13 protein-coding genes are annotated in these 12,747 nt (G+C 72.0%); 8 read left to right on the top strand and 5 right to left on the bottom strand.

All coding sequences use genetic code 11. From position 1 onward, the window contains the following. Positions 1–174: 174 nt before the first annotated feature. Positions 175–1,629: a hypothetical protein gene (locus tag ABZ904_RS30335; protein WP_360999380.1), complete on the top strand. Its 1,455-nt coding sequence runs from the start codon at positions 175–177 to the stop codon at positions 1,627–1,629. Between the two features lie 7 nt (positions 1,630–1,636). On the opposite strand, the gene ABZ904_RS30330 is transcribed toward ABZ904_RS30335, so the two are convergent. Continuing rightward, positions 1,637–2,050 carry a VOC family protein gene (locus ABZ904_RS30330; protein WP_359398845.1) on the bottom strand — a complete coding sequence of 138 codons (414 nt, stop codon included), beginning with the start codon at positions 2,048–2,050 and terminating at the stop codon, positions 1,637–1,639. Between the two features lie 428 nt (positions 2,051–2,478). On the opposite strand from ABZ904_RS30330, the gene ABZ904_RS30325 reads away from it, so the two are divergent. From ABZ904_RS30325 to amaP, 5 genes are all read left to right on the top strand, one after another. Continuing rightward, positions 2,479–4,077 (top strand): ABC-F family ATP-binding cassette domain-containing protein, encoded by a 1,599-nt coding sequence (locus ABZ904_RS30325; protein ID WP_359398847.1) that lies wholly within the window; start codon positions 2,479–2,481, stop codon positions 4,075–4,077. Positions 4,078–4,446: 369 nt separating this feature from the next. Continuing rightward, the gene (locus ABZ904_RS30320) at positions 4,447–4,668 is read left to right on the top strand and encodes a helix-turn-helix domain-containing protein (RefSeq protein ID WP_009337982.1); all 222 of its coding nucleotides are present in this window, start codon (positions 4,447–4,449) and stop codon (positions 4,666–4,668) included. 132 nt (positions 4,669–4,800) lie between these two features. After that, a complete protein-coding gene (locus ABZ904_RS30315; protein WP_359398849.1) occupies positions 4,801–5,592 on the top strand; it encodes an enoyl-CoA hydratase/isomerase family protein in 792 nt (263 codons plus the stop codon). Positions 5,593–5,957: 365 nt separating this feature from the next. After that, the gene (locus ABZ904_RS30310; RefSeq protein WP_359398851.1) at positions 5,958–6,623 is read left to right on the top strand and encodes a DUF6286 domain-containing protein; all 666 of its coding nucleotides are present in this window, start codon (positions 5,958–5,960) and stop codon (positions 6,621–6,623) included. Between the two features lie 15 nt (positions 6,624–6,638). Then, positions 6,639–7,208 (top strand): alkaline shock response membrane anchor protein AmaP, encoded by a 570-nt coding sequence (amaP, locus tag ABZ904_RS30305; RefSeq protein ID WP_360999385.1) that lies wholly within the window; start codon positions 6,639–6,641, stop codon positions 7,206–7,208. A gap of 39 nt (positions 7,209–7,247) precedes the next feature. Here amaP and ABZ904_RS30300 read toward each other — a convergent pair whose 3' ends face one another. From ABZ904_RS30300 to ABZ904_RS30285, 4 genes are all read right to left on the bottom strand, one after another. Continuing rightward, positions 7,248–8,003 (bottom strand): SDR family oxidoreductase, encoded by a 756-nt coding sequence (locus ABZ904_RS30300; RefSeq protein ID WP_359398855.1) that lies wholly within the window; start codon positions 8,001–8,003, stop codon positions 7,248–7,250. A 258-nt stretch (positions 8,004–8,261) separates the two neighbouring features. Next, positions 8,262–9,050, bottom strand: coding sequence for an SURF1 family protein (locus tag ABZ904_RS30295; protein ID WP_360999387.1), 789 nt, complete (start codon positions 9,048–9,050; stop codon positions 8,262–8,264). Between the two features lie 47 nt (positions 9,051–9,097). Further along, entirely contained in the window at positions 9,098–9,331 is a 234-nt protein-coding gene (locus tag ABZ904_RS30290) for a hypothetical protein (RefSeq protein WP_359398859.1), read from the bottom strand. A 78-nt stretch (positions 9,332–9,409) separates the two neighbouring features. Next, positions 9,410–10,420, bottom strand: a complete 1,011-nt coding sequence (locus ABZ904_RS30285) for a DEDDh family exonuclease (protein WP_360999389.1) — start codon at positions 10,418–10,420, stop codon at positions 9,410–9,412. A 482-nt stretch (positions 10,421–10,902) separates the two neighbouring features. On the opposite strand from ABZ904_RS30285, the gene ABZ904_RS30280 reads away from it, so the two are divergent. Further along, a complete protein-coding gene (locus ABZ904_RS30280) occupies positions 10,903–11,613 on the top strand; it encodes a VIT family protein (protein WP_360999391.1) in 711 nt (236 codons plus the stop codon). A 166-nt stretch (positions 11,614–11,779) separates the two neighbouring features. After that, complete coding sequence (locus tag ABZ904_RS30275) at positions 11,780–12,658, top strand: sterol desaturase family protein (protein ID WP_361826784.1); 879 nt, start codon at positions 11,780–11,782, stop codon at positions 12,656–12,658. The last annotated feature ends 89 nt before the right edge of the window (positions 12,659–12,747 follow it).

The following is a 12,747-nucleotide window of genomic DNA, read 5'->3' as shown; positions in this document are numbered from 1 at the left end:
CACCCCGAAAACCCCTTCGCCGTACCGAGCTGGCGCACTGCCTTCCGCTTGGTCCCTTTGGAAGGCGCTTTCTCCGTATGCACCCCCTCGCGGGGCCCTGTGCGTCGGCCTGCCTCGTCGCCCGCTGTGACATTCCGTTTGGGTTTTCGGACCGTCAACCGCAAGACTGCACCTGTGACGTCCCGTACCCCGCGCGACTCCAGGCTCCGACTCGTCCGCCCGCGGCCGCTTGCAGCCGCTCCCCGAGCGGTGACCCCGCACCGCTCGCGCCCCGCGCCCCGTCCGCCCGAGGGGACACCCCCGCCCGCGGAACTGGCCAGGATGGCCCGTACCCGGCTGGCCGACTCGGCCCGTGTCGCCCGCTGGGCCGACTCGGCGCTCGGCCCGGGCCGCGACGGCGCCGCCCCCGACGGCACGGGCACCCTCTCCGACGCCACCGCGCAACGGGCCGCCGCCGACCTCGGCCTGAGCGCCGCTCAGGTACGGGCCGACTGGGACACCGCCCGGCTGGCCGGACTCGTCGAGGTGCACGGCGACAGCGCCCGGCCCGGCTGGCGGCTGCGTGCCTGGAACCGCGACGACTCCGCGGTGCTGCGCGGCTGGGTCGCCCTCTTCGACGCCTGGTCGCTCGCCTGTCCCGAACCCGCCGACCGGGAGCACGCCGCTGTCGCCGAGGCCGTCTCGGCCATGCCCCAGGTGCTCTCCTTCCTGCAGCTGTCCGCGGGCCCCGTGCCCGTCGAGCAGCTGCTCGACCTGCTTCGCCAGCGGGTCACCGAACTGCGCACGGAACGGTGCGAGGTGCCGTACGCCCCGTCCGCCGCCCACGACCCCTATCCGCAGGTGCTGCACGCCGCGTCTGCTGATTCCGTATCCGGCGAGGCGCCGGTCCACGACCCGGCGGAGGGCGCCGAGCTCGCGCCTCTGCTCGACTGGGCCCTCGACGCGCTCGCCTACGTCGGCGCCCTCACCTGCGCCGACGGGCAGGCCACCCTCACCCCGCTCGGCAGCTGGGCGGTCTGGGTGAAGCTGGAGCAGATCTGCGTCGCCGCGCAGAGCCCGGCCGGGAACATCGAGCAGAACGCCGAGGACATGCTCCGCGGCTGCGCACAGCTGCGACCGAACGCGGCCCGCGCTGAGTACCGGGCCTGGCTCGCGGCGCGCACGGTCGGCAGCGCCGTCACCGAGCTCCTGGACGCCGCCCGCGGCGAGGACGCCCTGCTGCGCGGCCTGGCCTTCGAGGCGCTGCGCGTGGTCGGGGCGCCCGCCGAACCCGAGGTGCGCGCCGCCTCGGACGAGACCCCGCTGCGCCCCTACGCCCTGCTCTGGCTCGCCGAGCAGGAGGGCGCCGACCCCGAGGAAGCCCACGAGGTGCTCACCCGCCAGGAGTCCACCTGGCTCTGGGTCGACACCGCCGCGGCCGTCGCCGACCACGGCGAAGCCCCCCTGCTCGTCCGTCACTTGGAATCCGCCGTGCAGCCCACCGTGCCCGCGCTGCTCGACGAAGTGCGTGCCATCGGGCATCCCCGCACCGTGCAGGTCCTGGTCGCGCTCGCCGCCGCCCACCCGGACCCGGCGCTTGCCAAGGCCGTGCGCCGGGCCGCGTTCCAGGTCCACACGGGAGGCAGCTGACCGTGGGTCAGGCCGGGATCTCGGGGGCGTAGGTGCCGAAGCTCCAGATGTTGCCCTCGGCGTCCCGCGCCATGTAGTCCCGCGAGCCGTAGTCCTGGTCCGTCGGCGGCATGAGGATCTCCGCGCCGTGCTCCACGGCCCGCCGGTGGTGCGCGTCGACGTCGTCCACGACGATGTAGACCCCGCCCGGGCCCGCGCCCTTCATCGCCTGGTCGAAGGTGCCGCCCCGGCCCTTCGAGCCGAGCATCACCGCTCCGTTGCCCTGGACCAGCTCCGCATGCAGCACCGAGCCGTCCTCCCCCTCGTACACCGACAGCTCCGTGAAGCCGAAGGCCTCCGTCAGCTGCCTGATCGCCGCCTTGGCGTCCGCATACAGCAGCGTCGGGTAGATGCTCGGACGCCTGCCGTCCATACCCGCCATCCCGATCACTCCCTCGGTTCGTCCGGTCGGCCGGAACCACGGCCTGCCGGTCAGTCTGGCACCGGGCACTGACAACGCCCCCGGACCCGGCCGGTACGCCCGGCGGGCCCCCTGCCGGGCGCAGCACGCCGTCCCGTGACGCCATCCTCGTACCCTCCCAGAAGCCCTGCGCCGGGCCCATGGCACGAACGGGGGACACACCGGGCGCGTCGCAGCCTTATGCGCGGCGTCGCGCCTGCATTGCGCGCCGGGCGTGCGCGGAGGCGCGGCGGACAGGGCAACGAGCATCACAGTCCCGAACGTCCGCACACCCGAAAAGCGCTTGCCCGACCCCGTTAGACTGGGCCCATGGCCATTCTCCTCGCGCATTAGACGGCGGGAACGCCCTCAGCCGTCCGTCCCGTCCTCACCCGCTCTGGAGTCTGTCCGTGATCTCCGCCTCCGGTATCGAGCTGCGCGCCGGTGCCCGCATCCTCATCGAGAACGCCACTTTCCGCGTCGCCAAGGGCGACCGCATCGGCCTCGTCGGCCGCAACGGAGCAGGCAAGACCACGCTCACCAAGGTCCTCGCGGGCGAGGGCATCCCCGCCGCGGGCACCGTCGCCCGCTCCGGCGAGGTCGGCTACCTCCCCCAGGACCCGCGCACGGGCGACCTGGACGTGCTGGCCCGGGACCGCATCCTCTCCGCGCGCGGCCTGGACGTGCTGATCCGCAAGATGCGCGACAACGAACAGCGCATCGCCACGGGCATGGGCTCGACCCGCGAGAAGGCCCTCAAGCAGTACGAGCGCCAGGAGACCGAGTTCCTCACCAAGGGCGGGTACGCCGCCGAGGCCGAGGCCGCCACCATCGCCGCCGCGCTCAACCTGCCCGACCGTGTGCTGGGCCAGCCCCTGCACACGCTCTCCGGCGGTCAGCGCCGGCGTATCGAGCTGGCCCGCATCCTGTTCTCCGACGCGGACACGCTGCTGCTCGACGAGCCGACGAACCACCTGGACGCCGACTCGATCGTCTGGCTGCGCGACTACCTCAAGACCTACCGCGGCGGCTTCATCGTCATCTCGCACGACGTGGACCTGGTCGACACGGTCGTCAACAAGGTGTTCTACCTGGACGCCAACCGTGCCGCGATCGACATCTACAACATGGGCTGGAAGCTCTACCAGCAGCAGCGCGAGGCCGACGAGAAGCGCCGCAAGCGCGAGCGGCAGAACGCCGAGAAGAAGGCCGCCGCGCTGAACGCGCAGGCGGACAAGATGCGCGCCAAGGCCACCAAGACGGTCGCCGCGCAGAACATGGCCCGCCGTGCGGACAAGCTGCTGGCCGGACTGGAGGCCGCCCGCCAGTCCGACAAGGTCGCCAAGCTCCGTTTCCCGGAGCCCGCGCCCTGCGGCAAGACCCCGCTGATGGCCGAGGGACTGTCGAAGTCGTACGGCTCGCTGGAGATCTTCACCGACGTCGACCTGGCCATCGACAAGGGCTCCCGGGTCGTCATCCTCGGCCTCAACGGCGCCGGCAAGACCACCCTGCTGCGTCTGCTCGGCGGTGTGGAGCAGCCGGACACCGGTGCCGTCGTGCCCGGTCACGGCCTCAAGCTCGGCTACTACGCCCAGGAGCACGAGACCCTCGACCCGGACCGCACGGTCCTGGAGAACATGCGCTCCGCCGCCCCCGACATGGACCTCGTCGAGGTCCGCAAGGTGCTCGGCTCGTTCCTGTTCTCCGGCGACGACGTCGACAAGCCGGCCGGTGTCCTCTCCGGCGGCGAGAAGACCCGTCTCGCCCTCGCCACCCTGGTGGTGTCCTCGGCGAACGTGCTGCTCCTGGACGAGCCGACGAACAACCTCGACCCGGCCAGCCGCGAGGAGATCCTCGGCGCGCTGCGCACCTACAAGGGCGCGGTCGTCCTCGTCACCCACGACGAGGGCGCGGTCGAGGCGCTCCAGCCGGAGCGGATCATCCTGCTGCCCGACGGCGTCGAGGACCTGTGGGGCTCGGACTACGCGGACCTCGTCACGCTGGCCTGACCCTTCCGTGCTCGGGGCGGTCAGAGCCGTTTGATCGAATGGTTGATCCACGACGTATGGATCATTCGGCCGATCCGTGATCCATCATCTGTGTGAGATCTCCTCGTACCGAGGTGTGTCGTACACCGATTTTGCCGCCGAGCCCTTTCACCGCACGGGTTCGGCCGGTGTGTGCCGCTGACCTGGTGGTTCCCGGAAAAACCCGTTCGGGCGCACGGACACCACCGGGCGGAATCGTGGATTCCACTCGTGGGGATGGGCTCCTGTCGTCAAAACCGTGTCGCACGGACCTTGCCGAATGGGTGGCCATCGCGCTCCCGAGGGGTGATCATGAGGGGACCAGAGCGCACTTCCCATGAGGAGGCACGGGTGGCCGAGACTCTGAAGAAGGGCAGCCGGGTGACCGGCGCCGCGCGCGACAAGCTCGCGGCAGACCTGAAGAAGAAGTACGACTCCGGTGCGAGCATCCGGGCGCTGGCCGAGGAGACCGGCCGCTCGTATGGCTTTGTGCACCGGATGCTCAGCGAGTCGGGCGTCACGCTTCGTGGGCGTGGCGGGGCGACGCGGGGCAAGAAGGCCACGTCGGCCTGACGCCGGGCGGCCCATCGGCTTCGGTGGTGGCCACCCGGTCGGTCAGGTGATCGGCCGGGTGGTTACTGTGCAGTCACTTGTGGATGCCGCGGGACGGCACCCGCTCCTGACCGTACCCATCGGAGGCGCCCCATGGCTTCACTCAAACCGGTACTCGACAAGGACGGCGTACAGCTCGCCGTCGACGAGGCGATCGCCACGGTGACGCTGGTCAACCCGGCCAAGCTCAATGCCCAGAGCCCCGCTCTGTGGCGGGCGTTGGCGGAGGCCGGGCGTGCGTTGCCCGGTTCCGTGCGGGTGGTCGTGCTGCGCGCCGAGGGCAAGTCGTTCTCGGCGGGGCTCGACCGGCAGATGTTCACGCCCGAGGGGATCGAAGGCGAACCCACCTTCGTGGATCTCGCGCGCGGCAGCGACGCGGAGCTGGACGCGGCCATCGCCGAGTTCCAGGAAGGGTTCACCTGGTGGCGGCGCAACGACATCGTGTCCATCGCCGCGGTTCAGGGCCACGCGATCGGCGCGGGGTTCCAGCTCGCCCTTGCCTGTGACCTGCGCGTCGTCGCGGACGACGTGCAGTTCGCCATGCGCGAGACGAGCCTCGGCCTCGTACCGGACCTCACAGGCACCCGTCCGCTGGTGGGCCTCGTCGGCTATGCCCGCGCCCTGGAGATCTGTGTGACGGGCCGCTTCGTCCTGGCCGAGGAGGCCGTGAACACCGGGCTCGCGAACCTCGCCGTGCCGCGTGAGCAGCTCGACGACACCGTGCGGGACCTGGCGTCCGCACTGCTCGCCGCGCCCCGGGACGCGGTGATCGAGACCAAGACGCTGCTGCGCGGCGCCCCCGAGCGGACGTACGAGGAGCAGCGCGCCGCGGAGCGGGCCGCGCAGGCCCGCCGGCTGCGGGACCTGGCCGGGATCGGCGACTAGGGACGGCCTGCGGGCTCGTTGACCCGGGCGTCCCGGCGTCGTTGCTCCGGCCGAGCACGGCGCCCCCCGGTCGGCGGACCGCGTCGTCGCGAAGATCGCCGCGCAGGCGGCGCGGGCGCGGCAGGTGGCGCTCGGCCCCTGTCGCCCGGCGCCGTGCCGCCGCGCGCCACCGTCGTCGTCCACCCCGCACGGCCCGCTTCGGCGGCGGCGTCGAACTCGGCCACGCCCACGACAGGGGCGGCCGACGCCGTGCGGTGCGTCGGCAGGGCTCCGAGCGGGTAGGCGCTCTGGCGGGGGACGGAGGTGCATGAGGTCGCCGTCCGGGTGGAGCGGCCGCATCCCGTCCCGGCACACGGGAGGACGCAATGAGCGAGTCCCAAGGCACCGGGAGCACCCAGAGGCTCCCGGTCATGGAGAAGACCGCGGACAGCCGGCTCGGGCAGTCCGCGTCCGCTGCGGCGTACGAACCGGTGGACGGCGCGGGCCGCGGAGGGAGCCGCTTCTGGTCGGTGCGCCGGGGTCCCGCGTGCGTCGTCGCGCTGCTCCTCCTGATCGGCGGGGGCCTCTTCCTGTACGACGTGGTGGCCGTCAGGGCTCACCGGTCGGCCATGCCCTGGCGCCGGACCCTCGCCCACAGGCTGGCCGAGCAGCCCCTCGACAGCACCTGGGTACTGGTCGGCGGGGGCGTGGTCGCGGCCCTCGGCGTCGCGCTGCTGGTGCTCGCCGTGGCGCCCGGACTGCGCGGTGTACTGACGATGGACCCGGCGCACACCGACGTGAGGGCCGGTCTGCACCGGCACGCCGCCGCGAGGGTACTGCGCGAGCGGGCCATGGAGGTCTCCGGAGTGCAGTCGGTACACGTCCGCCTGGGACGCGACAGGGCGGATGTGCGGGCGGTGGCCCGCTCCCGGGAACTGGACGACGTACGCGCCGACTTGGACAGGAAGCTCACCGACACGGTCCGGAGTCTCGGGCTCCGCAGACCGCCCGCGCTGTCGGTGCACGTGCGGCGAGCCGGACGGAAGGGGTGAGGCGCGGTGCTGCGGATGGTCAACCGTGTACTGATCGGAGTGGTCGGCCTGGTCCTGGTCGTCCTCGGTGGTTCCGTGCTCGCCGTCGGCCTCGGTGTGCGGCCGTCCTCCTGGTGGATCCACCAGGGCCCGCACGACGTCCTGCTGAGCGACGCCGAGCGCACCCGGTGGCGTGACCAGGGTTGGTGGTGGCCGACCGTCATCGCCGTGCTCGCCGTGGCCGTTCTGCTCGCCCTGGTGTGGCTGTGGGCGGTGCTGCGCCGGCACCGGCTCATGGAAGTGCTCGTCGACACCGGCGACGGCGAGGGCGCCCTGCTGCGCGGGCGGGCCCTGGAGAGCGTACTCGCCGGTGAGGCAGGGCAGTTGGACGGCGTCGAACGGGCGCACGTGGTGCTGACCGGACGGCGCAGCGCACCCGAGGCGCGGGTACGACTGCTGCTGGCGCCCCACGCGGACCCCGGGGATGTGCTGCACCGCCTGACCACCGGTGCGCTGGCCCGCGCCCGCGACTCCGCCGGACTTGCGGCGCTGCCCGCCGAGGTGCGGCTGGCCGGGGTCAGGCGCCGGGCCCAGCGGGTGAGCTGACACCCCGGCGGCCGGGGGCCGCCGGGGTGTGCCCGTGCTTCAGAAGCCGTGCAGGGCCCCGCCGTCCACCGGAACCATGATGCCCGTCAGATACGACGCCGCGGGGGACAGCAGGAACGCGGCCGTGCGGCCGAACTCCTGCGCTGTGCCGTAGCGGCGCAGCGGGATGCGGGACTCGTTGGCCACGCGTGTGGCCTCCGGATCGGCGGAGAGCGCGTCGAGTTCGCGCACCCGGTCCGTGTCGATGCGGGCCGGGAGCAGACCGACGACGCGGATGCCGTGAGGGCCCAGCTCGTCGGAGATGGACTTGGCGAAGCCCGCGAGCCCCGGACGCAGACCGTTGGAGATGGTCAGGCCCGGGATCGGCTCGTACACGGACCCGGACAGCACGAAACCGATGACGCCGCCCTCTGCAAGCTCCGCGGCGGCCGCACGGGCCAGTCGCACCGCGCCCAGGAACACCGACTCGAAGGCGGCCGTCCACTGCTCGTCCGTGTTGTCGGCGACATAGCCGGCAGCCGGTCCGCCGACGCTGATCAGGATGCCGTCGAAGCCGCCGAAGTGCTCGCGGGCCGCGGCGATCAGGCGGTCCGGCGCCCCGGCGTCGGCGTTGTCGGCGGCCACCCCCACCGCGTTGGCCCCCAGTTCGGCCGCGGCTTCCGCGACCCGCTTCTCGTCGCGGCCCGTGAGAACCACTTTCGCCCCGTCGGAGACGAGCTCCCGCGCGGTGGCGTTGCCCAGCCCGCGGGTGCCGCCGGTGACGACGTACACACGGTCCTTCAGTCCAAGATCCATGGCCCCATCCTGCCGTCTCGCCTCTTCGAGGGCGAGTGCGGTCCCCATGCGGAGATCGCCGCAGGCCCGGGGAGGTTCCCGCCGTGTACTCGGCCGCGAGGCGGACGCACCGCCCAGCCCTGACGCCTGCGTCCGCCCCGCACGTTCTGCGTCTGCCCGGTTTTCCCGGTCTCGCACATTCCTCGCCGCAGCGGTTCCGTGCGTCCCGTACGGCGGACAGGTGCTCCCGGCGCCCGAGTGCCGTCGAAAGGTGGCCGGTCAGACCGTGGCCGGCGCCGGTTCCTCGCTCGGCTCCTCGGCCGCCTCGGCGCGTTCACGGGCCTCCCGGCGGGCCAGGACGAACCAGCCGAAGGGCACGCCCGCCGAGAACAGCCACCACTGGACGGCGTAGGCCATGTGCGGCCCGATGTCGCTGTGCTCGGGGGCGGGGATCAGCTCGGGGCTCCCGCCCTTGGGGGCGGGCGCGGTCATTTCGATGTAGCCGCCGAGGACCTGCTTGCCGAGGCTCTGGGCCTGCTGGGTGTTGTTGATCAGCATGACCTGGCGGTCGGGCAGACCCCGTACGTTCTTGATCCCGCTCTCCGCGGTCGTCTCGTCCGGCATCAGCCGGCCCGTGACGGTGACCTCACCCGGAGCGGGCGCAGGGATCTTGGGGAACGCGGTCTGCGGACCGTCCGCCGGGATCCAGCCCCGGTTGACCAGCAGGACCTTGCCGTCGTCCAGGACGAAGGGGGTCAGGACGTGGTAACCGACCTCGCCGGAGGAGCTGGTACGACGGCGTACGACGACCTCGTGCGCGGTGTCGAAGGTGCCCTTGGCCGTGACCCGGCGGTACAGGTCCTTGTGGGCGACGGTCGCCCGGGGCGAGGTGAGCGACTCGGCCGGTACCGGCATCGCCGCGAGCGAGTCGGCGATCACCTTGTTCAGCGCCACCTTGTGCTCGTGGCGGTGCAGCTGCCAGAAGCCCAGCTCGATCATCGTCGGGATGAGCGCGAGAGCGACAAGGGTGAGGATCACCCATTGCCGGGACAACAGGAAGCGGTACACCCCACGACCGTACATCTCGGAACGTGGGGTGCCGTCACCGGGGTGTCTCAGACCCGGTCGACGATCCCCACCCTCCCCTCCGCCCGGGCGCAGTGGGCTCCGCAGTACCAGTGGCCGTCCGCTTCGACTCCCTGACCGATGATCTGAACACGACAGTGTTCACAGATCGGTGCCATGCGGTGGATGGCACAGGAGAAGCAGTCGAAGACATGCACCTCGCCCTGCGCATGCACCTCGAAGGTCATTCCGTAGTCGTTGCCGCACACTTCACATCTCGCCATGCGCCACAGGTTGGGCTCTCGCCGTCGCGCGGGCGAGCGGGCGCGGGGCGAGTCGCACGGCAATCACCCGTACGTCCGTCAGCGGCCCTCCGGCGCGGCGGCGGCCGCCTTCGCCCGCGTATCCGCGGGCTCGACATCCCGCAGCAGCTGACCGAAGGCCGCCTCGTCCACCACCGGCGTTCCGTACTGGAGCGCCTTGACCGTCTTGGTGGTGCCCGAGTCGGGGTCGTTGGTCACGAGCAGGCTGGTGAGCCGGGACAGACTCGTCGCCACGTGCAGCCCCGCCTCGACGGCCCGGTCCTCGAGCAGCTCGCGGTCGACGGACGTGTCGCCGGAGAACGCCACCCGCATGCCCTGCTTGAGCGGTTTGCCCTCTTCGTAACGGCCCGGGTTGGGGTAGGGGCAGGCGGGGCGCCTGCGGGAGGGCCGCCAGGTGACCGGCCGGTAGCCGCCGGAGGCCTGCCGGCCGATGGTGGTGGAGGCGGACCACTCGGTCAGCGGGCGGCACTCCAGCAGCGGCAGCCGTACACCCCCGCGTGCGGCGGCGTGCAGGCTGGGCCGGAACGCCTCGGCCAGTACGCGGGCGTCGTCCAGGGCATGGTGCGCCCGCTGCTGGACGACACCGAAGTGCGCCGCCAGCGTCTGCAGTTTGTGGTTGGCCAGCGGCAGGCCCAGTTCCTTGGAGAGCGCGATGGTGCACAGCCGCTGACGGACCGGTGCCTCGCGCTCCGCGCGCGCGTATTCCCGGGCGATCATCGACCAGTCGAAGACCGCGTTGTGCGCGACGAGGACCCGGCCCGCGAGCCGGCCCGCGAACTCCTCGGCGATGTCGCCGAAGAGCGGCGCACCTTCGAGCAGATCGCTCGTCAGCCCGTGGATCCATACGGGGCCCGGATCGCGCTCCGGGTTGACCAGCGTGTACCAGTGGTCCTCGACCTCGCCGCGCGCGTCCAGCCGGTAGACGGCCGCCGAAATGATCCGGTCGTCCCGGGCGAGGCCGGTGGTCTCCACGTCGACGACCGCGTACCCCTCCGGATAGGCGGCGGGCCAAGAGGCCGGAGACGCTGCGGTCGTAGGGTCTTCGAGCATGGTCATTGAGGATACGGGCCGCGACCGACAGTCCCGCGCGCGCCCGCACCCGGACGGCCGGTTCACGCCCCGCTCGCGCGCGAGGAGCACAACCCCTCAGCCCTGCACGTGAGTTCGCATCCCGCCCGAGGGCGGGGACGCCCGCCGATGTCCGGGTTGTTCCCCTGTGGGACTTTCAGGAAGGGAATCTGCCGGAGTGTCGGAAACCGCGGGCGCCCCTCGCGTGGGGCACGGGGTGCCCGAGTCCCGGACCAACGCCCGTACGGATGTGACGAACAGCCGCCCGTCGTCCCACGCACCTGTTGAGCAGGCAGGAACATTCGTCCCGTCAGACGGCGCTCGCGGACCGTCGCGACAAGGAGCGGACGGCGAGGGCCGCACTACCGGAACCTCGGGCGGACGCGACGATCTCGATGCCGCTGGGGCACCGGCGGGCCGAGTCGGTGCTGCGGAGGGGGCGTTCGGGGTGCCATCCTCCCGATGTGATGGAACCCACGCACGACGAAGCCCACGCAGGCGCACTGGGCTCCCGGCTGAACTGGCTGCGGGCCGCCGTCCTCGGTGCGAACGACGGGATCGTCTCGACCGCGGGCCTCGTCGTGGGCGTGGCGGGTGCGACGACCGCACGCTCCACCCTCCTGACGGCAGGGCTGGCGGGGCTGCTGGCCGGGTCGATGTCCATGGCGGCGGGCGAGTACGTGTCGGTGTCGGCCCAGCGGGACTCCGAGAAGGCCGCGTTGGCACTGGAGCGGCGGGAACTGCGGGAACAGCCGGAAGCCGAACTCGAGGAGCTGACCGAGTTGCTGGAGGACCGGGGTCTGTCCCGGGAGGTCGCCCGCGAGGCGGCGGTCCAGCTGACGGCACGGGACGCGCTGCGCGCCCACGCCCGCGTGGAGCTCGGCATCGACCCCGACGAGCTCACCAATCCCTGGCACGCGGCGTGGGCGAGCTTCCTGGCGTTCACGGTGGGAGCGCTGCTGCCGCTGCTGGCGATCGTCCTGCCGCCCGCGGCCTTGAGGGTGCCGGTGACAGTGGTGTCGGTCCTGGCCGCCTTGTTCGTCACCGGCTGGACCAGCGCCCGGCTGGGAGCGGCGAGGCCGGGGCAGGCCGTGGCGCGGAACATGGCGGGCGGGGCGCTGGCGATGGGGGTCACCTATGCCGCCGGGACGTTGCTGGGGGCGGTCGGGGCGTGAGGCCACGAAGCGGGGGACCGGAGACGTTCCCCCGGGAAGCGACCCGCCTGTCGTCCGGTCACGCCGGCTCGTAGGCCGGTGCACCGGCGGGCGTGCGCACACGCCCGGCCATACTTGTCGGTAACGACCTCTGGCCCCGGCCGACCGGCGGCTCTACCGTGCACCCATGCCGAATCTGCCCGATGCCGTGCTGTTGTCGATACCCGCCTTCGTGCTGCTCACCGTGGTCGAGATGGTGAGCTACCGGTTCCATCCCGACGAGGACGCCGCGGGATACGACGCCAAGGACGCCGCGACCAGCATCGGCATGGGGTTCGGCAGCCTCTTCTTCGACCTTCTGTGGAAGATCCCGATCGTCCTGATCTACAGCGCCGTCTACGAGCTGACTCCCCTGCGCATCCCCGTCCTGTGGTGGACCGTCCTGCTCATGCTGCTCGCGCAGGACTTCTTCTACTACTGGTCCCACCGCGGGCACCATGTGATCCGGATCCTGTGGGCGTGCCATGTCGTCCACCACTCCAGTCGGAAGTTCAACCTCTCCACCGCGCTGCGCCAGCCCTGGACGTCGCTCACCGCGTGGCCCTTCTACGTGCCCCTGGTCGCCGCCGGCGTCCACCCGGCCGCGCTGGCGTTCTGCTCCTCCGTGAACCTGGTGTACCAGTTCTGGATCCACACCGAGCGCATCGACAGGATGCCCCGCTGGTACGAGTTCGTCTTCAACACGCCCTCGCACCACCGGGTCCACCACGCGTCCCAAGGCGGTTACCTGGACCGCAATTTCGGCGGCATCCTCATCGTCTGGGACCGGCTGTTCCACTCCTTCGTCCCGGAGACCGACCGGCCCGTCTACGGGCTGACCAAGAACATCGACACGTACAACCCGCTGAAGGTCGCCACGCACGAGTACGTGGCCATCGCCCAGGACATCAGGGCGGCGAGCAGCTGGCGCGAGCGAGCCGGGCGGGTCTTCCGCGGTCCGGGCTGGCAGCCGGCGGCGGCGCCCGTCGGCACGGCGGTACTGGTCGCGGGGGAGCCCGCCGGGTGAGACCGCCGCGGGCACCCTCGACGACGACGGGCGCCGACGGCGACGTACGGTGAAGTGCGCTCGCCCACCCCCTGAGCGCACCCGCACAG

Source organism: Streptomyces sp. NPDC046900 (assembly GCF_040644975.1).
In the GTDB taxonomy this organism is placed as follows: domain Bacteria; phylum Actinomycetota; class Actinomycetes; order Streptomycetales; family Streptomycetaceae; genus Streptomyces.
This window is presented reverse-complemented; position numbering and strand designations above follow the sequence as displayed.

Bases quoted from the DNA above. Each gene is read 5' to 3' on its own strand.
- ABZ904_RS30285 (WP_360999389.1), bottom strand. From the start codon at position 10,420: ATGCTCGAAGACCCTACGACCGCAGCGTCTCCGGCCTCTTGGCCCGCC.
- ABZ904_RS30330 (WP_359398845.1), bottom strand. From the start codon at position 2,050: ATGGCGGGTATGGACGGCAGGCGTCCGAGCATCTACCCGACGCTGCTG.
- ABZ904_RS30315 (WP_359398849.1), top strand. From the start codon at position 4,801: ATGGCTTCACTCAAACCGGTACTCGACAAGGACGGCGTACAGCTCGCC.
- amaP (WP_360999385.1), top strand. From the start codon at position 6,639: ATGGTCAACCGTGTACTGATCGGAGTGGTCGGCCTGGTCCTGGTCGTC.
- ABZ904_RS30275 (WP_361826784.1), top strand. From the start codon at position 11,780: ATGCCGAATCTGCCCGATGCCGTGCTGTTGTCGATACCCGCCTTCGTG.
- ABZ904_RS30300 (WP_359398855.1), bottom strand. From the start codon at position 8,003: ATGGATCTTGGACTGAAGGACCGTGTGTACGTCGTCACCGGCGGCACC.
- ABZ904_RS30310 (WP_359398851.1), top strand. From the start codon at position 5,958: ATGAGCGAGTCCCAAGGCACCGGGAGCACCCAGAGGCTCCCGGTCATG.
- ABZ904_RS30290 (WP_359398859.1), bottom strand. From the start codon at position 9,331: ATGGCGAGATGTGAAGTGTGCGGCAACGACTACGGAATGACCTTCGAG.